This window comes from Stutzerimonas azotifigens DSM 17556, assembly GCF_000425625.1.
GTDB lineage: Bacteria > Pseudomonadota > Gammaproteobacteria > Pseudomonadales > Pseudomonadaceae > Stutzerimonas > Stutzerimonas azotifigens.
Map to the genome: position 1 here is coordinate 12,592 of NZ_AUDU01000028.1, position 21,807 is coordinate 34,398.

23 protein-coding genes are annotated in these 21,807 nt (G+C 67.8%); 2 read left to right on the top strand and 21 right to left on the bottom strand.

The annotated features are described in order from the left end of the window. Positions 1-136: 136 nt before the first annotated feature. The 3 genes from H610_RS0102675 to H610_RS0102685 form a co-directional block, all read right to left on the bottom strand. Positions 137-1,495, bottom strand: a complete 1,359-nt coding sequence (locus H610_RS0102675; protein WP_043237451.1) for an ATP-binding protein — start codon at positions 1,493-1,495, stop codon at positions 137-139. Then, entirely contained in the window at positions 1,492-2,169 is a 678-nt protein-coding gene (locus H610_RS0102680; RefSeq protein WP_028238244.1) for a response regulator, read from the bottom strand. The genes H610_RS0102675 and H610_RS0102680 overlap by 4 nt, the downstream gene beginning before the upstream one ends. Before the next feature lie 68 nt (positions 2,170-2,237). Further along, a complete protein-coding gene (locus tag H610_RS0102685) occupies positions 2,238-2,843 on the bottom strand; it encodes an outer membrane beta-barrel protein (RefSeq protein ID WP_028238245.1) in 606 nt (201 codons plus the stop codon). A gap of 275 nt (positions 2,844-3,118) precedes the next feature. Between H610_RS0102685 and H610_RS0102690 the strand changes: the two genes are divergently transcribed. After that, positions 3,119-3,907 carry a DODA-type extradiol aromatic ring-opening family dioxygenase gene (locus tag H610_RS0102690; protein WP_028238246.1) on the top strand — a complete coding sequence of 263 codons (789 nt, stop codon included), beginning with the start codon at positions 3,119-3,121 and terminating at the stop codon, positions 3,905-3,907. A 145-nt stretch (positions 3,908-4,052) separates the two neighbouring features. Here H610_RS0102690 and H610_RS0102695 read toward each other — a convergent pair whose 3' ends face one another. Genes H610_RS0102695 through H610_RS24725 form a run of 7 tightly spaced genes read right to left on the bottom strand, consistent with a single transcriptional unit; the run spans position 4,053 to position 10,440 of the window. Next, positions 4,053-4,823 (bottom strand): sulfite exporter TauE/SafE family protein, encoded by a 771-nt coding sequence (locus H610_RS0102695; RefSeq protein ID WP_051231455.1) that lies wholly within the window; start codon positions 4,821-4,823, stop codon positions 4,053-4,055. Beyond that, the gene (locus H610_RS0102700; protein ID WP_152529035.1) at positions 4,820-5,740 is read right to left on the bottom strand and encodes an ABC transporter ATP-binding protein; all 921 of its coding nucleotides are present in this window, start codon (positions 5,738-5,740) and stop codon (positions 4,820-4,822) included. Before H610_RS0102700 ends, H610_RS0102695 begins: the two co-directional genes overlap by 4 nt. Then, entirely contained in the window at positions 5,706-6,542 is an 837-nt protein-coding gene (locus tag H610_RS0102705; protein ID WP_084166358.1) for an ABC transporter permease, read from the bottom strand. The genes H610_RS0102700 and H610_RS0102705 overlap by 35 nt, the downstream gene beginning before the upstream one ends. After that, complete coding sequence (locus tag H610_RS0102710) at positions 6,539-7,384, bottom strand: ABC transporter ATP-binding protein (RefSeq protein ID WP_043237454.1); 846 nt, start codon at positions 7,382-7,384, stop codon at positions 6,539-6,541. Before H610_RS0102710 ends, H610_RS0102705 begins: the two co-directional genes overlap by 4 nt. Then, positions 7,381-8,247 (bottom strand): ABC transporter permease, encoded by an 867-nt coding sequence (locus H610_RS23125; RefSeq protein WP_084166359.1) that lies wholly within the window; start codon positions 8,245-8,247, stop codon positions 7,381-7,383. The genes H610_RS0102710 and H610_RS23125 overlap by 4 nt, the downstream gene beginning before the upstream one ends. Then, positions 8,247-9,347 carry an ABC transporter substrate-binding protein gene (locus H610_RS0102720; protein ID WP_028238251.1) on the bottom strand — a complete coding sequence of 367 codons (1,101 nt, stop codon included), beginning with the start codon at positions 9,345-9,347 and terminating at the stop codon, positions 8,247-8,249. Before H610_RS0102720 ends, H610_RS23125 begins: the two co-directional genes overlap by 1 nt. A gap of 4 nt (positions 9,348-9,351) precedes the next feature. Continuing rightward, positions 9,352-10,440: a carbon-nitrogen hydrolase family protein gene (locus H610_RS24725; protein WP_152529037.1), complete on the bottom strand. Its 1,089-nt coding sequence runs from the start codon at positions 10,438-10,440 to the stop codon at positions 9,352-9,354. 116 nt (positions 10,441-10,556) lie between these two features. Here H610_RS24725 and H610_RS23135 point away from each other — a divergent pair, with 116 nt between their 5' ends. Next, complete coding sequence (locus H610_RS23135) at positions 10,557-11,447, top strand: LysR substrate-binding domain-containing protein (RefSeq protein WP_084166361.1); 891 nt, start codon at positions 10,557-10,559, stop codon at positions 11,445-11,447. Positions 11,448-11,578: 131 nt separating this feature from the next. On the opposite strand, the gene H610_RS0102735 is transcribed toward H610_RS23135, so the two are convergent. From H610_RS0102735 to H610_RS0102785, 11 genes are all read right to left on the bottom strand, one after another. Continuing rightward, positions 11,579-13,078: a sodium:solute symporter family protein gene (locus tag H610_RS0102735; protein WP_028238252.1), complete on the bottom strand. Its 1,500-nt coding sequence runs from the start codon at positions 13,076-13,078 to the stop codon at positions 11,579-11,581. Between the two features lies 1 nt (position 13,079). Further along, positions 13,080-13,259 (bottom strand): hypothetical protein, encoded by a 180-nt coding sequence (locus H610_RS0102740; RefSeq protein WP_028238253.1) that lies wholly within the window; start codon positions 13,257-13,259, stop codon positions 13,080-13,082. A 39-nt stretch (positions 13,260-13,298) separates the two neighbouring features. After that, on the bottom strand, positions 13,299-14,123 hold the full coding sequence (locus H610_RS0102745) for a phytanoyl-CoA dioxygenase family protein (protein WP_028238254.1): 825 nt from the start codon (positions 14,121-14,123) through the stop codon (positions 13,299-13,301). An 811-nt stretch (positions 14,124-14,934) separates the two neighbouring features. Next, entirely contained in the window at positions 14,935-16,593 is a 1,659-nt protein-coding gene (locus H610_RS0102750) for a proton-conducting transporter transmembrane domain-containing protein (RefSeq protein ID WP_028238255.1), read from the bottom strand. Then, a complete protein-coding gene (locus tag H610_RS0102755) occupies positions 16,590-18,086 on the bottom strand; it encodes a complex I subunit 5 family protein (RefSeq protein WP_028238256.1) in 1,497 nt (498 codons plus the stop codon). Before H610_RS0102755 ends, H610_RS0102750 begins: the two co-directional genes overlap by 4 nt. Further along, positions 18,083-19,504: a proton-conducting transporter transmembrane domain-containing protein gene (locus H610_RS0102760; RefSeq protein ID WP_028238257.1), complete on the bottom strand. Its 1,422-nt coding sequence runs from the start codon at positions 19,502-19,504 to the stop codon at positions 18,083-18,085. The genes H610_RS0102755 and H610_RS0102760 overlap by 4 nt, the downstream gene beginning before the upstream one ends. Continuing rightward, positions 19,501-19,782, bottom strand: coding sequence for an NADH-quinone oxidoreductase subunit K (locus H610_RS0102765; protein ID WP_028238258.1), 282 nt, complete (start codon positions 19,780-19,782; stop codon positions 19,501-19,503). Before H610_RS0102765 ends, H610_RS0102760 begins: the two co-directional genes overlap by 4 nt. Further along, positions 19,779-20,693: a hydrogenase subunit MbhD domain-containing protein gene (locus tag H610_RS0102770; protein ID WP_028238259.1), complete on the bottom strand. Its 915-nt coding sequence runs from the start codon at positions 20,691-20,693 to the stop codon at positions 19,779-19,781. The genes H610_RS0102765 and H610_RS0102770 overlap by 4 nt, the downstream gene beginning before the upstream one ends. Then, on the bottom strand, positions 20,686-20,982 hold the full coding sequence (locus H610_RS0102775; RefSeq protein ID WP_028238260.1) for a cation:proton antiporter: 297 nt from the start codon (positions 20,980-20,982) through the stop codon (positions 20,686-20,688). Before H610_RS0102775 ends, H610_RS0102770 begins: the two co-directional genes overlap by 8 nt. Further along, positions 20,975-21,226 (bottom strand): monovalent cation/H+ antiporter complex subunit F, encoded by a 252-nt coding sequence (locus H610_RS0102780; protein WP_028238261.1) that lies wholly within the window; start codon positions 21,224-21,226, stop codon positions 20,975-20,977. The genes H610_RS0102775 and H610_RS0102780 overlap by 8 nt, the downstream gene beginning before the upstream one ends. Then, the gene (locus tag H610_RS0102785) at positions 21,223-21,717 is read right to left on the bottom strand and encodes a Na+/H+ antiporter subunit E (protein WP_028238262.1); all 495 of its coding nucleotides are present in this window, start codon (positions 21,715-21,717) and stop codon (positions 21,223-21,225) included. Before H610_RS0102785 ends, H610_RS0102780 begins: the two co-directional genes overlap by 4 nt. Between the last annotated feature and the right edge of the window lie 90 nt (positions 21,718-21,807).

The following is a 21,807-nucleotide window of genomic DNA, read 5'->3' on the forward strand; positions in this document are numbered from 1 at the left end:
ACTGCCCTGTGTATGCGAAAAGAACGGCAAGCCGATCGACAGGCGAGCCGAGCGCCATCATCGCAGCAGCGCCGACGCCTGGGGCGAGCCGATGGTCATGGAAATGCAAAAAAGCCGTCCCGGCATGGCTCGGCGCTCAGTCGTACAGCCGCACCCGGAAGCAGGCCCCGCCCAGCTCCGAATCCTCCAGGCTCAGCTCGCCGTCGTAGCTGTCGATGATGTCCTGCACCACGGCCAGGCCGATGCCCTGCCCCGGGTTCTGCGCATCCAGCCGCTCGCCACGGCGCAGCACGCGCGCGCGCTGGTCCGCCGGCACCCCGGGGCCATCGTCCTCGATGCTCAGCAGGCAGCCGCCGGGCTGCGGCCCCAAGGTCACCCGCACCCGCCCGAGGCACAGGCGGTAGGCGTTCTCCAGCAGGTTGCCGAGCAGCTCCATCAGGGCACCGCGCTCCATGCTCACGAGGCTGTGTTCCGGCACCTGCAGGTCGGTCTGCACGCGCTTGTCGCGGTAGACCTTGTCCAGCGACCGGCACAGCCCGTCGAGCAGCGGCCAGACCTGCTCGCGGTGGCGCACCAGGCCGCTGCGGCGCAGGCTGGCACGCTGCAGCTGGTAGCCGACCTGCTGGCTCATGCGCTCGATCTGCGCCTGCATCAGCTGCGCCTGCTCGCGGTTTTCCGGCTGGGTGGCAAGCGTCTCGCCGACGCCCTGCAGCACGCTCAGCGGCGTCTTCAGGCTGTGCGCCAGGTCCTCCAGGGAATCGCGGTAGCGCTCGCGCTGGCGCCGCTCGCTGTCCAGCAGACGGTTGAGCGAGCCGGTCAGGCGCAGCAGCTCCTGCGGATGCTCGCCGCTGAGGTGTTCGCGGGTGCCGGCCTCCACCTCGTCCAGTTCGTCGCTGAGCCGGCGCAGGCTGCGAAAGCCCCAGGTCAGGCCGAACCAGAGCAGCCCCAGCAGCACCAGCAGGGCGCCGCCCAGCCACAGGTTGAGCTGGCGCTGGAAGCCGCGGTAGATCATCTGGTAGTCGCGCGTGGGTTGCATGGTGACGATGCTGAAGGCGGCGCTGGCACCGCGCAGCAGGTCGATCTCCACGTCGTAGACGAAGAACTCCTGGCCCTGGGTGTCACGCAGGCGCAGCAGCTCGTGGCCGCGGCCGTCGTAGCGCGGCAGGTAGGGCACGTCCTCGTCCTCGGCCGAACGCGAGCGCCAGACCAGCTGGCCGTCGCGGTCGTAGATGAAGCCCAGCAGGCGCGAGTCGAGGTTGTCGAATTCCTCATCCGGCAGCTTGTCCGGCATGACCAGGCGGCCGTTCTCGATGCGCGCGGCGGAGACCAGCGCGGCGGCGTCGGCGGCCAGGCGCTTCTCGATGCTCTCGTCCAGGGCCAGGGAGAACACGCCCTGGAGCACCTGCAGCAGCACCAGCATGAACAGCACCGCGAGCACCGCGGTGCCGAGCATCAGACGCAGGCGCAGGGAACGCCAGCGCTGCCGTGCCCTCATCGGCAGCGCTCGTTGAACAGGTAGCCCTGGCCGCGCACGGTCTCGATCGGCTTGCCGCCGAGCGCCGCCTCGAGCTTGCGCCGCAGGCGCCCGACCAGCACCTCGATGACGTTCGGATCGCGCTCGTCGTCGTCCGGATAGAGCTGCTCCATCAGGCGCTCCTTGGCGACCACCTGCTGGTGGTGGCGCATGAGGTACTCGAGGATGCGGTACTCGAAGGCGGTGAGCTGCAGCGACGCCTCGTCGACCAGCGCCTGCTTGCGGTTGAGGTCCAGCACCAGGCGGCCGGCCTCGATGGTCGGCTTGGTGAAGCCCGAGGAGCGCCGCAGCAGTGCGTTCAGGCGCGCCTCCAGCTCCTCGAACTGGAAGGGCTTGACCAGGTAGTCGTCGGCCCCGCAGGACAGGCCTTCGACCTTGTCCTGCCAATTGCCGCGGGCGGTGAGAATGAGGATGGGAAAATTCTTGTCCTGGCTGCGCAGCTGGCGGATCAGGTCGATGCCGCTCATGCCCGGCAGGCCGAGATCGATCAGGGCGAGGTCGTGGTTGTAGGACTCGGCGCGGTACAGGGCCTCCTCCGCGGTGCCCACGGCATCGACGACGTGGCCGTGCTCGCGCAGGCGGCTGAACAGATGGTGGCGCAGCAGGGCCTCGTCTTCCACCACCAGCAACTTCATCGCGCGTTTCCTTCATGCAATGGGCGAAAGGGCCGGGCGTGTGCCCGGCCCCGTCGTTAGGGCGCGGTTCAGAAAGCGTAGTTGGCGCCGAGGTAGAACTGCGCGCTGCTGTGCAGGTCCAGCGACCCGGCCTTCGCGGCGCCATGCGGCACCATCTCGGTGCTGGCGTTGGTGCGCAGGTAGCGATAGCCACCCTCGATCGAGGCCTTGCTGCTGAGCTGCTGCAGGATACCGGCCTGCAGGCCGACAGCGTAGCCGATGTCGCTGTCGCGCCTGAAGCCGCTGCTTTCCTGCTCCAGCTTGACCAGGCCGGCGGTGGCACCGCCGAACAGCTTGGTGTTGTTGTCGCCCACCGGCAGGAACATGTCGTAGCTGCCGAGCAGGTTCTGCTGGCGCAGCTTGTAGCCGCCGTTGCTATCGGAGACGTTCTCGTAGGTGGCGTAGTAGCGGCTGGCTTCGCGCTGCTGGCCGGCGCGCACGCCCCAGGTGCTCTTGTTGTCGATCACCTTGTCCAGATTCGGGTTGCCCAGGTTGGCGTTCAGCGAACTGGACTTCTGGACGTTGTTGTCGGTCTGGCCGAAGGTCAGGCCGACGAAGTTGTCCGCCGCCTGGGCGCTGACGGCGCCAACGGACAGAAGGGTAGCCAGGGCGATGCGGTTCAGGTTGAGCGTCATAAGTCGTCCTCTTGGGTTCGGTTGTTGACCAACTCGACAACAGTCTGTCGCAGGCCCCCTGAACCCCTACTGAACCCTTCTTGAACCTGCGCTGAACGAGGCGGTGATCGAGTCATCCAGGTGCGCGCCGGCCTCTGTTACCTCGGTCGCAGCCACACCCGCGCCACGCCCCACACCGCTCCGTCGCCCCGGCGCAGGCCGGGGCCCAGTTGCCCATACCATCCCCATCGGCGACCATCGATCGTCCAGCCCCCTCCAGCCGCAGGAGCGCCCCCATGCCACCCGTCCTGTTCGTTTCCCACGGAGCACCGACCTTCGCGCTCGACCCGGGCATCGCCGGAGAGCGGCTGTCGGCGCTGGGGCGGCAGCTGCCGCGTCCCGAGGCCGTACTGATCGTCTCGCCGCACTGGATGACGCGCGGCAGCATCGGCGTGACCAGCAGTCCACGGCCGGAAACGATCCACGACTTCGGTGGCTTCCCCCCGCCGCTCTACCAGTTGCGCTACCCGGCGCCAGGGCATCCGGAACTGGCACTGCAGACTGTGGACGCGCTGCGTGCGGCGGGCTTCGACAGCCATGCCGATGCCGACCGCGGGCTCGACCATGGCGCCTGGGTGCCGCTGCTGCACCTGTTCCCGAACGCCGACATACCGGTATTCCAGGTCTCGCTGCCCTACCCCTGCGACGCTCGGACAGCCTGGCAGCTCGGCCAGGCGCTGAAGCCGCTACGCGAGCAGGGCGTGCTGGTCATCGGATCGGGCAGCCTGACCCACAACCTGCAGGAATTCCGCACCCGTCACGGTGCCGATGCCGAATACGTCCACCAGTTCACCGGCTGGGTACGCGAGGCGCTGCGCGAGAACCGCCTCGAGGACCTGATCGACTATCGCCGGCAGGCGCCCGACGCCCTTCGCGCGCACCCGACCGAGGAGCACTTCGTCCCCCTGCTGGTGGCCCTGGGCGCGCGCGAGGCCGAGGACGATGCGCTGACGATGGTCGACGGCGGCATTACCCATGGGGTGCTGGCGATGGATGCCTATCTGTTCGGTGCCGAGGCGGTCTGAATGCTGGGGCCATACCAGGCCGCACGGTCGGCCATTGGGTGAGCCGAAACACCCGGCGAACGAGTTCGTTATAGGTGTTCGTCCCGGACCGGAAAATTGAAACGAGAATGTCCTGCCCTTCTACCGTTCAACGGAGCGCAGCGACTCAGGCAAGCGACCGCACCGCCTGCAGCATGAGCACCGCGGCGAGAATAGCCAGCGTGCCGACCGCCACTTGCCGATACGCCTTGGTCGAGGCGCGGTAGAAGGCGGCCGTCCCTAACCAGGTGCCAAAGGCCAGTACCGGATAGAGCAGGACCGTGACGAGCAGCGCCTGCCAGTTCAGCGCGCCGACTAGAAGCAGGCCGAAAAGAGAGACAAATCCCTGCACCATGAAAATGCTGGTCATTGATGCTCGTGCAGTAGCCGGACTAAACGGTCCCCCCAGGAAGTAGAGCACCAGCGGCGGACCGCTCATCGCCGAAAATCCATTCAGGAGACCCGAAACTGCGCCCACTCCGAAGGTGAGCAATGGTCCTGGGCGCCGCTCGAAGCGCCACCCCGAGGCGAGCACCACAACCGCCCCGAGCACGATCAGCCCCATGCACAGGCGCAGCGTGCGCTCCGGCAGGGAGACCAGCAGGCCAATGCCGGCCAGCGAGGTCACCACGCCGGGCAGGCTGAGCTGCACCGCGCTGCGCATGTCGATATCCGGCCGGTCCTTGCGCAGCGACTCCAATCCGGAGAGCACCTGCAGGCCCATGACGATAGGTGCAGCCAGCGCGGGCGAGAGGAACAGCGAAAGGATCGGCACCGAGAACAGCGCCGAGCCAAAGCCCGTGAAGCCGCGCAGGATGCCCGATACCAGCACAGAGAGCCACGCCGCCCAGAAGAGTGGGTCCCCTGGCTGCAGCAGGTTGGTCAGCGACTCGCTCACTGGGTGGTATCGAGGAATTTCTCGAAGCCGGCCGCCGCCACCGCGCGACTGCTTCCGTCGAAGGCCTTTATCGCCTCGCTGTAGAGCGCCTTCGTGACTGCCACCTTGATGTGCTTCATGCGCTCGTCCTTGATCATGCCCGCGACAGTCCGTGGACGTGGGACGTCGACCGTGATACGCCGGGTGACCTTCATCGGACGGCTGCTCATGACCAGAATCTCATCCGCCAGCAACAGCGCCTCGTCGATGTCGGTGGTAATGAACAGCGCGGTCCGCCGGCCTTCCTCGAACATCTGCGCGAAATGCTCCTGCATCAGCGTGCGCGTCATGGCGTCCAGCCCACGGAACGGCTCATCGAGAATGAAAAGTGCCGGCTCGTTCACCAAGGCGCGGACCATTTCCAGGCGCCGCTGCATGCCACCGGAGAGCGCACCCGGGTACTTGTGCCGGAAGCGTCCAAGACCAACCCGATCCATCAGTGCGGTAACCCGCTGCCGCGCGCCCGCTCCGACCTGGCCGCTGGCGAGCAGGCCATAAAGAGCGTTCTCCTCGTTGACCATCCAGGGGAACAAGGCGCTTTCCTGGAACACCATCAGCCGATCCTTGCCGGGGCCGGCGATGTGCCTGCCATCGATCAGCAGGCTGCCTTCGTCGGGGTGGAGGTAGCCTGCCAGAAGCTTGGCCAGGGTGCTCTTGCCGCAACCTGAGGGGCCGATCATCACCGTGAGCTTGCCTGGCTTGAGCTTGAACTCGCAGTTCTCGATGACTTCGATTCTCTGTGCGCCCCGGCCGAATCCGTGGTACAGCGCCAGGATTTCGGTGAAGCCTCGAGTGGCCTCGCCGGCAACGCTGGCATCCTGTGTTTCAACATGGTTCGTCATGTCAGTTCCTCGATAGCCAAGGCGTAAGCAGTCCACCGAAGCGTCTGAGCAGGCCGCTGGAGAAATAGCCAGCCAGGCCGATGGAGAGCATGCCGACCAGGATCTGCTCGTGGTTGCCCGCCAGATAGGCGTCCCACATGAACAGCCCGAGCCCGCCGCCACCTCCGCCGTTACCGCCGGATATCAGCTCCGCCGCCACGACCACTTCCCAGGTAATGCCCATGCCGATGGCGGCGCCGGCGACGATGCTCGGGAGAGTCCCCGGCAGCACGATGCGCCTGAAGATGTTGCTGCGGCTGGCGCCCATCGAGCGGGCCGACTGGATGATCGCCAGATCGACGCGGCGCCCGCCGTTGTAGGTATTCAAGGTGATCGTATAGAAGGCCCCCAGAAAGATGACCGAGATGATCGACAGCTCCTGGGTGGGCCAGAAGATAATGGCCGCCGGGACCCATGCGATGGGCGGGACCGGGCGCAGCATCTCGAATACCGGAAAGAACAGGTTGCGCATCGTCGGGCTGATGGCGAACCACAGGCCCAGGGGAACCCCGAGCAGCAAGGCGCTGATGAATCCGGCGAAGACCCGGGTGAAGCTCAAGTACCAGGAGCCCCAGTAATGGGCATCGCCCAGCAGCATCACCCATTCGCCGATCACAGCGCTGGGCGCGGGCAGTACACCCAGATAGGGCACTTCGAAGCCGAAGAGCCGGGGGCTGTGGGCAATCAGTTCCCAGGCCAGCAGCATGACGATCAGCGAGACGGCGGCGCGGCGGCCTGCGCTGGGCAGGGTGCGCCAGCGCCCGATCGCTCCAGGGTGCGTATTGGCGTGCGGGGTCATGGACGGGCCTCTGCTTCGTTGGCAGCGAACGACTTCTGCGCTTCCAGGTGGACGGCATCCAGTGCCGACTCGACGTAGCCGCGGTACGCATCGCTGGTGGTAATCGAGTAATCGCGCGGATGGGGGATGTCGATCTCCATCTGTAGCGTCGGCCGGCAAGGTCGAGCGGACATCACGACGATGCGATGCCCGAGGAACACCGCTTCCTCCAGGTCGTGGGTGATGAACAGGATGGTCACCGGCCGTCGTGCATGCATCTCCAGCAGGGCCTCGTGCATCATCGCCCGGGTCAGGCTGTCCAGCGCCCGGTATGGCTCGTCCAGCAGCAGTACGGCGGGATCGTTCATCATGGCGCGGGCAATCTCCACGCGCCGCCGGACACCCGAGGACAGTTGCTCGGGGTAGCGATGTTCCATACCTGCCAGGCCGGCGTCGGCCAGCAATTCGCGGGCCTTCTCCCGAGCCTCTGAGGTCGTCATGGTCTTCTGCGACAGCGGACCGAAGGTGACGTTGTCCAGCACCGTCATCCAGGGAAACAGGGCGCCGTTCTGGAATACCACCACCCGGTCCGGGCCTGGTTCGGCCATCGGCTTGCCGGGACCACAAAGCAGCTCGCCATCGAGGGTGATACGTCCGGAGGTAAGCCCGTGAAAGCCGGCCACGGCATTGAGCAGGGTGGTCTTGCCGCATCCGGAAGGACCGACGATCATGCAGATCTCTCCTGGCTGGATGTCGAGACTGCAGTGATCGACTGCCAGGGTTTCCACATTGCGGGAACGGTAAACCTTGACCGCGTCCTCGATCTTCAGATGGCCGATGCTCGTCGGCGCCGCACGTTTCATGATCTTCCCCCCTGTTCGTCATTCCCCCAGCGCAGCAGTGCGTGTTCGATCAGGCGAATCACTACCGACGTCAGGTAGCCCACCACGCCGAGCGTGATCATTCCGATGAAGATGGTGGGATAGGTAGCCATCGAGTAGCCGGTATTGATGAGGTAACCGAGGCCGTACTCGCCGGACACCATTTCTGCAGCGACCAGCGAAAACCAGGCGACGCCCAACGAGATCTGCAATCCGGAAAACACCTGCGGCAGTGCGCCGGGTACGACGATCCTGGAGAACAGCCGCCATTCACCGGCGCCCAGGCAGCGGGCCGCGCGTATCAGCGACGGGTCGATCGAGCGGGCGCCGAGCATGCTGTTCAGCGCGGTGGCGAAGAACGCCGCGAGGAACGTGAGGAAGATCACCGGCGTTTCGGTTCCGTGGAACATCAGGATCGCCAGTGGCACCCACGCCAGCGGTGGTATCGGCCGTAGCAGCTCGAACAGCGGAAAGACATACTCGCGCACGCGCTGCGACCAACCCATCAACAGCCCCAGGGGCACGCCCAGCAGAGTGGCCAAGACGAAGGCGACGCCTACCCGGGCCAGGCTATGCAGGATGTGCCAATAGTAGTCCGGGGTGTAGAAGGACAGCCCGTAGATCGGATCGGGGCTAAACCACTCGGAGAACACCTCGCTAGGGCCCGGTAGATTGGCGAAGCGGGGAAGTTGCCAGACGTCCACCGTCAGGTACCAGAAGAGGAAGGCGCAGGCGAATCCCAGCAGCAGCTGGGCGATCCGCGCCCCCGCTGCGGCCTGTGCACGTAGGGTCCTGGATTTACGTGCCGCGGTCGCTGCAGGGTGATTCTGCATGACATCGCCCATCACTGGGCGACCCCCTCGATGCGGCCAACCGGCGCCGTCAGGCCGCGCCCTGCAAGCACCTCGTCCGCGGCGTCCGTATAGATGGCGTCGGGACGCATCTGCGACACCGCGATGCCCTTGATCGAATGCAGGAAGGTGGTCTGCTTGGCGAGCAGTTCACGGACCTCGCCCGTGAAGGTGAACGGCTGGACAAGGCGCTCGGCATTCCCCCCCTGGTTCTCGGCGTAACGCCGGTATAAGGCGTCATGCAGATCCTGCTCGCTGAACTGGGGCACGTTCTTGTGGATGATCCGCACCACTTCCGCGGCGTTCTGTGGGTCGGACATGAACAGTTGCGCATCCAGTTCCGCCTCTAGCCAGGCCCGCACCACGTCGGGCCGCGATTCGATCAAATCCTGGCGCATGGCGATGAAGGCCCCATCGGTCATGTCGAAGTTGGCGCCAGAAGCTGCGCGCCGCGCGAGGCCGCTATTGACGAGCTGCGAGGCCACCGGCTCCCAGACGGAAGCAGCGTCGATCTTCTTCGCGCGGAAGCTGCTGGAGATCACCTCGATGGTCTGATTGAGGTAACTGCCGGGCTCGACGCCGCTGTCCTTCATGATCGCGCTGGCGAAGTGATCTCCGCAGCTGCCTCGCGGTACCGCTATCTGTTTTTCCTGCAGCCAGGCCACTGCCTCGTTGGGAGCGGCGAACTCCGGTGCGTCCTCGCGGACGAGCAGGATGTTGCACTGGTCCTTGGCCAGCGCCGTCGTCGCCACCAGGCGAACGTCCGCCACCCGCTCCTTGGTGGTCAGGGCGATTGCGGGCATGTCGCCCAGGTACCCGACCTGAATCTTGTCGGCGAGCATGCCATTGACGATCGGCGGCCCGGCGATGGGAATGTTGTAGGTGATCTCGGAGCCTTCAGGCAGGTGCTGTTTCCAGAGTTCTTTTTCCTTGACGACATAGCCCGACCAGGTCGCCGCATAGCAGCATGGGAAACCGACGGTCATTTTCACCGGCTCACCGGTTTTTCCGAAGCTGGCCGCCGTGGCGGAGATGCTTCCCATCGACGCTGTTGCCAGCAGACACAGCGCAGCAAAAGACGAATAGGCTTTCATGGCATCACTCCTGGGGCTGACGGGCCGAAGGCTCGTCTCGTTCATGTTCGGCAGATAGTGAAAAGGGAACATCCGTGCGATGGATCAGCGCCCCCGAGGGGGCATCGATGACCTCCAGCACCTCGGCGCGTTGGCGCTCCAGGCGCAGGCGGAAGACGTCACTGCGGCAGTAATAGCCAGCCATATCGTGGTGGCGCCGCAGTTCCACCAGCGATGCAAGGTCCAGCTCGGCCAAGACCAGCCCCTCTTCGTCCTGACGCACCTCGGAGACCAGTTCGCCGGTCGGGCCAATGATCATCGAGCAGGCCGGCGGACAGGCGCGCAGGATCCGGGCCTTGTCCGGATCGCCTCCGCTGAAGGTGTCGATCAGCGCATCGTCAACCATGCCCGAGGCCACGATGGTGAAGACCTTGGCTTCGAAACTGTGCGCCGCGGCGCGAAAACGGATCGCGTCGCGCAGATCGTAGATCGGGCCGTTGACCGGGTTACGGAACGGCCATATCGCTGGATAGCAAGCGCAATGGATTTCCTCGCCTTCCCCCATCAGCACGTAGCGTGCCAGCGGATTGTTGTTCTCACCGCAGACCAACCCGCCGATGCGTCCGATCGGAGTGTCCATCACGCGCAGCCCTTCGGAGTCGCCGCGGTCCCAAACCAACTGCTCGTAGTAAGTTGGAACCAGCTTGCGGTGCAGGTTGAGCAATACACCCTCGTCCGATATCAACGCCTGGCTGTTCCACAAGCGGCCGGGGCTGCGCGAAGAGACCTCGCAGAAACCCAGGCTCACGTAGATACGATGCCGTGCCGCCGCTTCCATGATGGTGCGGAACGGCTTGTCCTGCGGATTGAGTGCATTTTCGGCAAATCGCCGGAAAAGCGAGTGCCCGTCAACCGGCGGGAAAATGCCCGTCCAAATTGGGAATCCGGGAATGAAGGACTCGGAGAACACCACCAGCCGTGCACCAGCCGCGCTAGCGTCGGCGATTATCTGACAGGCTTTCGCAACGCCGGCGTCGCGGTCCAGAGGAGGCGCGGAGGCATGTGCCGCAGCCACGACGACAGACCGTGAGGAAGAAAACAGGGAACCGGGCATGTGGACACCAATGACGCTGAAGAAGATGGACACAGCCTAGAAACCCGCGATAGCTTTGAAAATACAAAATAACTTCTGCAAGTGATTCGTAAAAATTGAATAACTTTTCGCTCCGCATGCTTCGTACGCTCGTTGCAGTCAGTGAGACCGGCAGCATCACCGCCGCGGCGGATCGGGTTGGACGCAGCCCTGGCGCGGTGTCGGCGACCGTGCAGCAGTTCGAGGAAGAGCTGGGCATCCAGGTCTTCGTGCGCAAGCCAGCCAAGGGCATGGCGGTGACTTCCTATGGCAAGCTGCTGGTGCTCGAAGCCAAAGGCCTGCTGGCCCATGCCGACGAATTCCGCAGCATCGCCGGCGCCTTGGGCAGTTCGCTGCACGGCGATATCACGGTGGGTTGCTTCACCAACCTGGCACCGATGCTGCTCGCCGGCCTGATCGCCGGATTCAAGGAGCACTTCCCGGGTATCAACGTACATATCCTTGTCGGCGATCAGGAAACGCTGCTGCATGGCCTGCATTCCGGCACCATCGAACTGGCCATCAGTTTCGATATCGGCCTCACCGATGCGCTGGCTGCGACCCCGCTGGCCACCATGCCGCCCCGCGCCGTGCTGCCGCCGAGTCATCCCCTGGCAGCGGCGCCCGAGCTGTCGCTGGCCGACCTCGTCGACCAGCCGTTCGTGCTGATGGACTTGCCCTACACGCGTGAATATTTTCTTTCGATCTTCCATGCCTTGGGGCTGAAGCCCAGAATCGCCTATCGTTCGCAATCCTTCGAGACGATCCGCACGCTGGTTGGCAACGGGCTGGGGTATTCGCTGCTCAATCTCCGGCCCGAAACGGACCAGACCTATGACGGCACGTCCGTAGTGCACGTGCCGATCCGGGAAAATCTGCAACCCCTGCAAATCGTGCTGCTGACGCTCAAGAGTTTGACGCGACGCAGCATCGTGCACACCTTCAAGGAGTACGCCGCGGGCTACCTGCGGAGCCGGCACCGCGGCTAAGCGGCGGTCTTGTCCGACCCTTCCGCTGGCCGCCACGGAGCTGCCGATAGCCGCGCCGCCATCGAGCCTCAACCCTGTCCCCAAGGGGAGAGGGTTGGTTTTCGACGCCTGCGTGTATGGCGAAATCTGAGTCAGGCCGCAGGCTGCACCACCGGCCGCGCGGGCACGACGGTATCGGTACGGCCGGACGCGGCGGCCAGGAACTCGTCCGCGCGCTGCTCCGGCGCCTTGGTCAGCAGACTCACAGCCACGTAGATCGCGCTCGCGACGAAAATCCCCCAGATGCCCGCCGGTAGACCGAACAGCCGGAAGCCGGTGGCCTGGGCGGCGACCACCGCCACGCCGGTGATCAGCACGCTGGCGATGGCGCCGGCCGCCGTTCCGCGCCGCCAGTAGAAGGCGCCGACGATGGTGGGCACCAGCACCACCAGCCCGACGGAAGACGCCACCGACAGCACCGCGATCAGGTCCAGCTGCAGCTGCGCGAAGCCGAGCGCCATGATCGCCACCAACGGAATCACGAACTTGCCGACGCGCAGCTGCGAGCGCTCGCTGGCCGTGCGGCTCAGCGCGCCATAGACGTCACGGGCGAACATCGACGACAGCGTGAGCATGATCGAGTCGATGGTGGAAATGGCGGCAGCCATCACCCCGACCATCACCACCACGCCCATCAGCGGCGGGATCATGCCGGAGGACAGCAGCGTTGGCATGGCCAGGTCGGCGCGCTCGAGCGCCGGGAACGCGACCCGCGCCGAGAGCCCCAGCAGTACCGCCACCACGGTGAACAGCAGCCCGAATGCCAGGAAGCCGAGGATCATCTGCCGCATCGCCCGCAGCGAGCCCGGCATGAACAGGCGCTGGCTCAGCTGCGGGCTCGACAGGCTGAAGAAGAACCAGGGAATCGACAACGCGAGGAAGGTCGTCAGGCTGAAGTAGCCGCTGCCAGGCACCGTCAGGCTCTCGGGATGGGCTTCCCGAAGGCTGCCGAACAGGGCGGAGAAGCCGCCCAGTTGCGAGATGACCAGCAGCACCACCGCGGTGGACACGACGATCATCAGCAGCGCCTGCAGCGAGTCGGTCCACATCACCGAGCGGATGCCGGCGATGTAGGAGAACAGCGTGGCGATCGCGGTGGCCAGCACGATGCCGACGGTGAAGGAAATCGCCCCGTCGGTCATGCCCGACAGCAGCAGGCCGATGCCGGAGAGCTGCACCGCCGAATAGGGGATGAGAAAGAGGCTGCTGGCCACCGCGACGACCACCGCCACCGCCTTGCTCTGGTAGCGGTGCCCCAGCATCTCGGAGGGCGTGACGTAGCCGTACTTGCGCCCCACGCGCCAGAACTTCGGCCCGAACACCGCCGCCAGCGATACGCCGGCGAAGTACATGATCTCGAAGCCCAGGGCGCCGACTCCGCCCGCGTAGGTGAGGCCCACCAGGCCGATCATCATGAAGGCGCTGTAGGTGGTGGCGGCATAGCTGAGCGAGGACACGATGCCGTTCATGCTCCGGTTGCCGAGGAAATAGGCGTTCATGTCCTTGGCCTGCCCTTCCCTGGAGGCGTAGGCCACCAGCACGGACGCCACCAGGTACAGGGCGATGCCCCACCAGATCATCGAAGCGCTCATTTCACTCGTCCCCCCAGTCGCGCGTGAGCATGGCGTTGGCCACGATGACCAGCACGCCGATCAGGCACCAGAACAGGAAGGCGCCGTACCAGGCCGCAACCTCCGTCAGCAGGGTGTAGGGAACGATGGCGCTCAGCAGGATGAGCAGGGCCAGTACCACCAGCCAGACATTGCGATTCACGTTGGCTTGCTCCATTGGCGTCGAAAGGGACCCCGGCGGTCAGCCGCGGGCACGCGCGGCCTGGGGAATGGCCGGGTCCTGGTAGCGGGCCCAGATCTCCCTGAGATGAGCCATGCATTCGGGGTCGAGCACGCGGCGGGGCAGCGGGTCACTGTCCCAGTGCCCGTAACGGTCTTCGCCACGGACCAGCAGCGCGCTGCGGCGGCCGAGGGTCGAGACCGTGTGTGCCGGCATGTAGAAGAAGGCCAGGCCGACGCGCCGGTTGGCGGTGCTGTTGCCGAACGAACCGTGGGCCATCTTTTCGTGGTGCAGCGAGAACTGCCCGGCCCTCAGCTCCATGAACTGGGCCTGGCTCTCGTCCAGGCCGTGGATGGTCTGCCCGCGCGCCAGCAGGTTCTGCGGGTCGTAGGTTTCCTCGTGCTCGAAATCCGAACCCAGGTGCGAGCCGGGCAGCACCCGCATGCAGCCGTTCTCGCGGGTGGCGTCGGTGAACGCGAGCCAGGCCGTGACTTCCTGGTGCGGGTCCAGCCCGTAGTACGCCGAATCCTGATGCCAGGAGACGAAGCGCGGGTCGTGCGCATGCTTGGCGAACAGCGAGGAGCCGAACAGCAGGATGTCCGGGCCGATCAGCGATTCCACCGCATCGAGAATGGCTGGGTGCATCGCCAGCTCGACGAGCCAGGGCGCGGCGAGGTGCGCCTTGATCTTGAGGTACTTCTGCGGGTCCTCGCCCAGCTCGTGCTCGATGTCCTCCAGGCGGCGCAGGCATCCGGCCGCCTCGTCGCGACTCAACGCATCCAGCGGGTAGAGATAGCCATGGGTCTGGAAATGCTCACGCTGGGCCGGGGCCAGGTGGTTTGCCATAACGACTCCTGTGGAATTCGGCGAGGGGCCGAACTTCGTTGCAAGTCATATGCCCGGCCTTTTCCGGCGCCCCCGCCCGCCGCCACGCAAATCGCCGGAAGGCGCGGCAAGCCTGCCTTTCAGCGATACGCGCACTGGCCGCCTGCAACCGCCCCTGGCCCGATCAAACTAGGTGGCACACCTCTTTTCGCCCAAGCGCGGTGCACGGCGGTCCAGGATCGGTCCCCGTGCTTTCAGGCCGCCGTTCCCGGGCGATGAGGCTGCCTGGCGCCCCTCACCCCAGCCCTCTCCCCAAAGGGGCGAGGGGGTTGGTCTGGCGTTGGCGACCCCACGCGCCCAGGCACAAGAAGCGCCTGCCCGAGCCACGCGATCCGCGAGCAAGGACCCCGCGCCCCTCGCTCCTACAAAGGGGCCCCAGCGGCGGATGAGAACAGCGCACCAGGCCGTGGGCTTCAGCCCACCGCCCCGGCAAACCTGCCCGCCCTGCCCAGCCAGGCAGGCCTACCAGAGTCGTAGGAGCGAGCTTGCTCACGAACGAAATGAACAGGACTCGAACAGCTCGCGCGCCCCTCGCTCCTACAAAGGGGCCCCAGCGGCGGATGAGAACAGCGCACCAGGCCGTAGGGTGGGCTTCAGCCCACCGCCCCGGCAAACCTGCCCGCCTTGCCCAGCCAGGCAGGCCTACCAGAATCGTAGGAGCGAGCTTGCTCGCGAACGAATGGGCAGGGCTTACCACAGCATCGCGTTCCCCACTCCTCCGGGAGAGCGGTTGGTCTGGCGTTGGTTGACGGTCCATGGACGGGTACCGGAGTCAGCCGCCCCACACCCACCCCAGACACAGCACCAGCGCCATCAGCCAGGCGCTGAGCGCCAGGGCGTCGCGGCGCCAGAGGTGGTTCCAGCGCCGTTCCCGGCGGCGCCAGCCGGCGCGGTCAGGATGCAATGTCAGCTCGGGCAGCGGCGGGCGGGTGCAGAGGCGCTTGAGCCTGAGCGACAGCCCGAGCGCGGGCGAGCGCATGCCGGCCAGTCGTCGCGGCACGCGCCAGCCGCGGCGGACGGCAATCTCGGCGGCGACCACCGCCAGCAGCAGCGGCCAGAGCAGCGCCCAGAGGTCGGCCAGGCCTAGGTGCTCGAGCATTGGCCGGCGCAGCGCCGGCCACAGCCAGGGCAGCAGCAGCGACAGGCTGCAGAGCAACGCCCAGGGCAGCCACTGCGCCGGTGGCGGCCGGCGCTTCGGCGCCTGGCCCTGGTCCAGGCGCATCAGCCAGAGCGCGCGCAGCAGGAGGATGGAGGTGGCGAAGCCGGCCAGGCTGAGCAGCGGCAGCCAGGCAGCGAACGCGCCTTCGTACCAGACCGCCTTGAGTGCCGCCTTGGCCGTACCGCCGGTGCTCAGCGGCAACCCCGCCAGGGCCAGCGCCGGCAGCGCCAGCAGCAACCAGGCCGCGTTCGGCAGGCGCGCCTCGTGGGTCATCCCGGCGGCGAGGAAGAGCGCGCCCTTGGCCAGCCCGTGGTGCACGCCGAACAGCATCAGCGCAGTGACCAGCAGCATCTCCTGTGCTGGATGTCGCCAGGCCAGGGCGAGGATCATCAGCAGCCAGCCCATCTGGCTCACCGAGGACCAGGCCAGCACCGCCTTGCTCCGGCTGGCGCAGAGCCCGAGCAGCGCCGCGTAGAGCGCCCCGAACAGGCCGGCGGCGAGCAGCGGCTGGGCCAGCGCGGCGAGCAGCGGGTCGTCCTGTGGCAGCGCGCGCCAAAGCCCGAGGATGCCGGCCTTGAGCATGGCCCCGGAGAGCACCGCGCTGGCCGGCGCCGGGGCCACCGGGTGGGCCAGCGGCAGCCAGACGTGCAGCGGCCAGAAACCGGCCTTCAGCCCCAGCCCGACCAGCAGCAGGGCCAGCGTCGGGCCGTCCACCGGCAGTTCGCGCCAGGTGGAGAAGTCGAAAGCGCCGCCGGCGGCATGGCTGCGCAGCATCAGCCCGGCCAGCAGCAGCATCTCGCCGAGCACCGCCAGTTGCAGGTACAGCCGCCCGGCGCGGCGTGCCTCGGCGTTGCCCGGGTGGACGATCAGCCCGTAGGCGGACAGGCTCATCAGGCTGAAGCCGAGGTAGAAGCTCAGTGCATCGGCGGCGACGATCAGCAGCAGGTTGCCGGCCAGCGCCAGCAGCCAGAAGCACCAGAAGCGCAGGCGCCGTGCGTCTTCGCGCTGGCTGCTGGCGGCGAACACGCCCGCCGAGCCCCAGAGCACAGCGGTGAAGCCGAGCCAGGCGCGGGTCAGCGCGTCCTCGCCGCCCCAGCGAATGCCCTCCCCGACCCAGGCGAGGTCGAGCGGCGCCGGCGCTTGCCAGACCGCCAGCAGCGCTGGCAGGCAGGCCAGCCACAGCCCGCCGATGACCCGCTCGCGGCACCAGACCAGCAACGCCGCGGCCAGCAGCGGGGCCAGCGGCACCAGCAGCCAGAGCCAGACGCTCATCGCGGGAACTCCCGGTCGACGATCAGCCTGGCCCAGCCCAGCGGGCTGATCGCGGTGCCGGCCAGGATACCCACCAGCACCGAGGCCAGCGCGGTGAACACCACCGGCAGCAGGAGCAGCCAGTGGGTTTCCCAGCGCTCGCCGGCCCAGTTGTCGGCATGCCAGTCAGCCGGCGTGGCGAACCAGCCACGCCAGACGAGCGGCAGGAAGTAGGCGGCATTGAGCAGCGCCGAGCCGAGCAGCACCAGCAGCACCCAGTCCTGCCCCACCTCCAGCGCGCCGCTGCCCAGGTACCACTTGCTGATGAAGCCGGCGATCGGCGGCACGCCGATCATGCCCAGCGCGCCGACGGTGAAGGCGGTCATGGTCAGCGGCATGCGCCGGCCGATGCCGTTCATCTCCCGGATACGGTGCACCCCCAGGGTCTCGGCGAAATTGCCGGCGCAGTAGAACAGTGTCACCTTCATCAGGCCTTGGTGCGCCAGGTGCACCAGCCCGCCGACCACCGCCAACGGCCCGAGCAGCGCCACGCCGAGGGTGATGTAGGACACCTGGCTGACCGTCGAGTAGGCCAGCCGGCGCTTCAGCTCGCTCTGCTGCAGGGCGCGCAGCGAGCCGAACAGGATGGTCGCCGCCGCCAGCCAGAGCAGCGGCCGGGCCAGCGCCAGCGCTTCCATCGCCTCGGCGCCGTAGACGTCGTAGACCACCCGCACGATGCCGAAGGCGCCGGTCTTGACCACCGCCACCGCATGCAACAGCGCGCTGACCGGCGCCGGCGCCACCATCGCCTTGGGCAGCCAGCCGTGCAGCGGAATCAGCGCGGCCTTCACCCCCAGCCCCAGCACCAGCAGCGCGAAGGCCACCCGCAGGCTCGGCCCGCGCTCTTCCACCAGGCCGTCGAGGTAGCCGCCGGGCTGGAAGTCCGGCGAGCCGGCCAGCGCATGCAGCAGCGCCACGCCCATCAGCACCAGGGTGCCGCCGCCCACCGTGTAGGCCAGGTAGACGCGCCCGGCGCGCAGCGACTCGGGCGTGCCGCGGTGCACCACCAGCGGGAAGGTGGCCAGGGTCAGCAGTTCGTAGAACAGCAGGAAGGTCACCAGGTTGCCGGCCAGGGCCAGGCCCACGGTGGCGCTCACGCACAGGCTGAAGTAGCCGAAGAAGCGCGAGCGCAGCGGCGAGTCCTCCAGATAGCCGATGGCGTAGACGGTGGTAGCCAGCCAGAGCACCGTGGACAGGGTGACGAACAGCAGCGACAGCGCATCGCCCTGCAGGACCAGCGGCGCGCCGGGCAGAAAAGGCAGGCTGAAGCGGAAGGTCAGCCCGTCGCTCACCCCGATCAGCATCGCCGCCACCAGCACCACCTTGAGCGCCACGCCGGCGAGGTTGAGCGTGACCCGCAGGCGTTGCTGCTCCTCGCGCAGGGTGAAGATGATCAGCCCCGGCACCAGCGAGCTGAGCACGATGGCCAATGGCAGCAGGCTGGTCCAGCTCATCGGCTCACCCCTTCCAGCCAGGGCAGCATGCGCTCGCCGATCAGCGCCAGGCCGAACACCAGCAGCGCCGGCAGCAGCGTCAGCCACTGGCCGAAGCGATCGGGCCGGACCTGCGGCGGCTGCGGGCGCGCGCGGTCGAAGCCGTGCGCCACCACGCGGAACACGTAGGCGGCCGACATCAGGGTGCCGAGCACCACGGCGAGCGCCCAGCCCCAGTGCTGCGGCCGCTCGAGCAGCGGCTGCAGCAACAGCCATTTGGCCAGGAAGCCGCCGCTGGGCGGCAGGCCGATCAGGCTGACGCCGGCGGTGACGAAGGTGAACATGGTCACCGGCAGCGTCTGGCTGGCGCCCTTGAGGGTCACCACCCGCTTGCCGCCGAGAGTGTGCTGCAGTTCGCCGGCGGCGAGGAACATCGACACCTTGGCCAGCCCGTGGGCGACCACGAACAGCCACAGCGCCGCCTCCAGGCGCGGCTCCTGCCAGTGCATCGCCAGGCCCAGCGCCAGCAGCGCATAGCCCAGCTGGGCCACGGTGGAATAGGCCACGAGCGACTTCAGCAGCGGCGTGCGCAGCGCCGCCCAGCCGCCCGCCAGCAGGGCCAGCGCACCGGCGCCCGCCAGCAGCGGCCCGGCCTGCACCGCCAGCTCGGTCGGCGCCAGGCGGGTCCAGAGCAGCCAGAGGATGTACAGCGGTCCCTTCACCACCAGCGCCGAGAGCAGCGCGCTCACCGCCGCGGGCGCGCTGGAATGCGCCGCCGGCAGCCACAGGTGCAGCGGCCAGAGCGCGCCCTTGAGCATCAGCCCGAGGGTCATCAACAGCAGCGCCAGGCGGGTCGGCGCATCCGCGGTCGCCTGCTCGCCGAGCAGGAACAGGTCCAGCACCCCATAGCGCCCGTAGAGGATCGCCACGCCCAGCAGGTAGGCCAGCGAGCCGGCCAGCGACAGCAGCAGATAATCCAGCGCCGGACGCTGCGCCTTCTCGCCCGCCAGGGCCACCAGCGCCACCGCGGCCAGGCCGAGAAGCTCCAGGGTGACGTAGAGGTTGAACAGGTCGGCCGACAGCCAGAGCGCGGCCAGCGCCGCGTGCAGCAGGCAGGCCAGCGGCCAGAAGTCCGCCCCGCCGATGGCATGTGGGCGGCGCGCGGCATACACCGCCACCAGCAGGTGCAATCCCGCGGTGAACAGCAGCAGCAGGGCCGACAGCGGCGTCAGCTGCAGGCGGATCGCCAGCGGCGGCGCCCAGCCGCCGACCTCCAGCCACTGGCGGGTGCCATCCGCCACCTGGTGCAGCGCCGCCGCGGCGGCCAGCAGCGAGACCAGCGCGACGCCCAGCGCCAGCCCGGCCCTGGCCGGGCGCCATAGCACCAGCAGCAGGCCGCCGGCCAGGGGCGCGAACAGGCTCAGCAGCGCCGCGTTCATGCGTCGCCCTTGCGCGCCCTGGCCAGCTGGCCGGACAGCCGCAGGGCCAGCGCGGTGGCGCTGACCGCCACCACCAGACCGGTCACCACCAGCGCCACCAGCACCGGGTCGCCGGGCCGCTCGCGGATGGCCAGCGCGACCATCACCAGGAACACGCCGCTGCCCATCAGGTTGATGGCGATGATGCGCCGCACGGCGTTGCGCAGGGTCAGCAGCCCGTGCAGGCCCAGCAGCCAGAGCACGCAGCCCACTCCGAGCCAGAACAGCGGCGTGCTCACGGCGCGGGCTCCCGACGTTCGCCCACCACCAGCAGGCTGAGGCTGGCGGCGATGGACAGGGTGGCGGCGACCTCGATCGCCAGGATCAGCGGCTTGGCCCAGCCGGCCGGATAGCTCAGCCAGCCCTGGCCCAGCCAGGCGCCGGCCGCGGCCACCGCGAGAAACAGCGCGAGCCCCAGCAGCACCAACAGCCGCAGCGGCCAGAACGACCAGCGCAGCGGCGGCAGCAGATGCGCCAGGCGCAGCGACACCACCCCGGCGGCGAGCAGCGCGCCGGCCTGGAAGGCGCCGCCCGGCGCGCTGCTGCCACGCCACAGCAGGAAGCCGCCGACCAGCACCAGCAGCGGCGCCAGGTGCGCGTTCCAGGCCCGCAGCTGGGGCCATGGCCGGGCCGTGTCGAGGCGACCGGAGCCGAGCTGGCGGGCGCCGAGCAGCGCCAGCAGCAGTACCGCCAGCTCCAGCAGGGTGTCCCAGGCCCGGTAGTTGAGCAGTACGGCCGTCACCGGGTGCTCGACGCCGCTGTGCGGCAGCGCCGCGAGGGCCAGCTCGGGCAGCGGCGAGTCCCGCTCGGCCAGGGGCGCCAGCGAGCTCAGCATCAGCCACAGCACCGGCAGCAATACGGCTGCCGCCGCCAGCCCGCGGCGCCTGCAGGCCAGGTCGAACTCGCCCTCCGGGGCCCGCCCCTGCCGCGCCAGCGCGGCGAACAGCAGGGCGCCGGTCAGGCCGGCGCCGATGGCGGCCTCGGCCAGCGCCAGGTCGACGGCACCGAGCCGCGCCCAGACCAGCGCCAGCACCAGGCCGAAGGTCACGAACAGCAGGATGCTGGTGTACAGGCTGCGCCCGTACAGCGCGCCGCCGGCCAGCATCAGCAGCAGCCCGGCCAGGACCAGGTCGAACAGCCCTTCAGCCATCGCCTTCCTCCTCGCGCGCCTGGCGCGCCAGCAGCTGGCAGGCGGTCGCGCCCGAGGCCAGCACCAGCAGCCAGATCAACAAGAGCTGCGCCACCTCCCACAGGCTGCCGGCACGGCAGGCCAGCCCCGCGGCCACCAGCCCGAAGCCGAGGGTGTCGGCCTTGGTCAGGGCATGCAGCCGGCTGTACACGTCGGGAAAACGCAGCAGGCCGATGCTGCCGGCGGCGAAGAACAGCAGCCCGCCGGCCAGCGGCAGCCAGCTCAGCCCGTCGAGCAGCCACTCAGTCATGCGCGCCCCGCCGTAGCAGTTGCACCAGCGCCGCGCTCAGCAAGGCCGCCAGCAACGCCAGCACCAGCGCCACGTCGCGCAATGCCGGGGCCTGCAGCGCCTGGGCCAGCACCAGTAGCAGGGCCGTGCCGCTGGTGCCGCACAGCTGCACCGCCTGCAGCCGATCGACCCGCCCGGGCCCGCGCAGCACACGCCACAGGCCTAGGGCCATGGTCAGCAGGAGCAACGCGGCGAACAGGATCATCGGCCACCTTCCAGCGGGCTGAGCAGGTTGGCCAAACGGCGCTCCAGTTCGGCCACATCGGCCTGCCAGGGCTGCTGGCGATCGAGCACGTGGAGCTGCATGCGCCCGTCTTCGATTCCGGATGCCAGGGTCCCCGGCAACAGGCCAACCAGCGCCGAGAGCAGTAGATGCACATGGGCGCTGTCCGCGGACAAGGGGTATTCGACCCAGGCCGGCGCCACCGGGCAGCGCCGGTGCAGCGCCCGGCGCGCCACGTCCCAGGCTCCGCCCAGCATCAATCGCAGGAAATAGCCGACAAAACCCGGCAGCGCCCGCAGGCGCAGGCGCCAGGGCCGCAGCGAAAGGCGCAGGCTCAGGACCACGGCCGCGACGACGAAGGGCACGCCCAGCAGCCAGCCCCCACCCTCGGCGATCACCGCCCAGAGCGCGCCGTAGAGGAGCAGCCAGTAGAGTGCGGCGACCCCGCGATGTGGTAGCCCGTGCCCGGTCATTAGTCCCCGTCCCGAAAGCGTTGTGCTGTTGAACGAGGTTAGGGCAAGGAGTTCGGGATCGCCCGTGGCGCTTGTTTTTCAGCAGATTGC

Coding starts and splice junctions, on each gene's coding strand:
- H610_RS0102675 (WP_043237451.1), bottom strand. CDS start 1,495: ATGAGGGCACGGCAGCGCTGGCGTTCCCTGCGCCTGCGTCTGATGCTC.
- H610_RS0102680 (WP_028238244.1), bottom strand. CDS start 2,169: ATGAAGTTGCTGGTGGTGGAAGACGAGGCCCTGCTGCGCCACCATCTG.
- H610_RS0102685 (WP_028238245.1), bottom strand. CDS start 2,843: ATGACGCTCAACCTGAACCGCATCGCCCTGGCTACCCTTCTGTCCGTT.
- H610_RS0102690 (WP_028238246.1), top strand. CDS start 3,119: ATGCCACCCGTCCTGTTCGTTTCCCACGGAGCACCGACCTTCGCGCTC.
- H610_RS0102705 (WP_084166358.1), bottom strand. CDS start 6,542: ATGACCCCGCACGCCAATACGCACCCTGGAGCGATCGGGCGCTGGCGC.
- H610_RS0102710 (WP_043237454.1), bottom strand. CDS start 7,384: ATGAAACGTGCGGCGCCGACGAGCATCGGCCATCTGAAGATCGAGGAC.
- H610_RS23125 (WP_084166359.1), bottom strand. CDS start 8,247: ATGGGCGATGTCATGCAGAATCACCCTGCAGCGACCGCGGCACGTAAA.
- H610_RS0102720 (WP_028238251.1), bottom strand. CDS start 9,347: ATGAAAGCCTATTCGTCTTTTGCTGCGCTGTGTCTGCTGGCAACAGCG.
- H610_RS24725 (WP_152529037.1), bottom strand. CDS start 10,440: ATGCCCGGTTCCCTGTTTTCTTCCTCACGGTCTGTCGTCGTGGCTGCG.
- H610_RS23135 (WP_084166361.1), top strand. CDS start 10,557: ATGCTTCGTACGCTCGTTGCAGTCAGTGAGACCGGCAGCATCACCGCC.
- H610_RS0102735 (WP_028238252.1), bottom strand. CDS start 13,078: ATGAGCGCTTCGATGATCTGGTGGGGCATCGCCCTGTACCTGGTGGCG.
- H610_RS0102745 (WP_028238254.1), bottom strand. CDS start 14,123: ATGGCAAACCACCTGGCCCCGGCCCAGCGTGAGCATTTCCAGACCCAT.
- H610_RS0102750 (WP_028238255.1), bottom strand. CDS start 16,593: ATGAGCGTCTGGCTCTGGCTGCTGGTGCCGCTGGCCCCGCTGCTGGCC.
- H610_RS0102755 (WP_028238256.1), bottom strand. CDS start 18,086: ATGAGCTGGACCAGCCTGCTGCCATTGGCCATCGTGCTCAGCTCGCTG.
- H610_RS0102760 (WP_028238257.1), bottom strand. CDS start 19,504: ATGAACGCGGCGCTGCTGAGCCTGTTCGCGCCCCTGGCCGGCGGCCTG.
- H610_RS0102770 (WP_028238259.1), bottom strand. CDS start 20,693: ATGGCTGAAGGGCTGTTCGACCTGGTCCTGGCCGGGCTGCTGCTGATG.
- H610_RS0102775 (WP_028238260.1), bottom strand. CDS start 20,982: ATGACTGAGTGGCTGCTCGACGGGCTGAGCTGGCTGCCGCTGGCCGGC.
- H610_RS0102780 (WP_028238261.1), bottom strand. CDS start 21,226: ATGATCCTGTTCGCCGCGTTGCTCCTGCTGACCATGGCCCTAGGCCTG.
- H610_RS0102785 (WP_028238262.1), bottom strand. CDS start 21,717: ATGACCGGGCACGGGCTACCACATCGCGGGGTCGCCGCACTCTACTGG.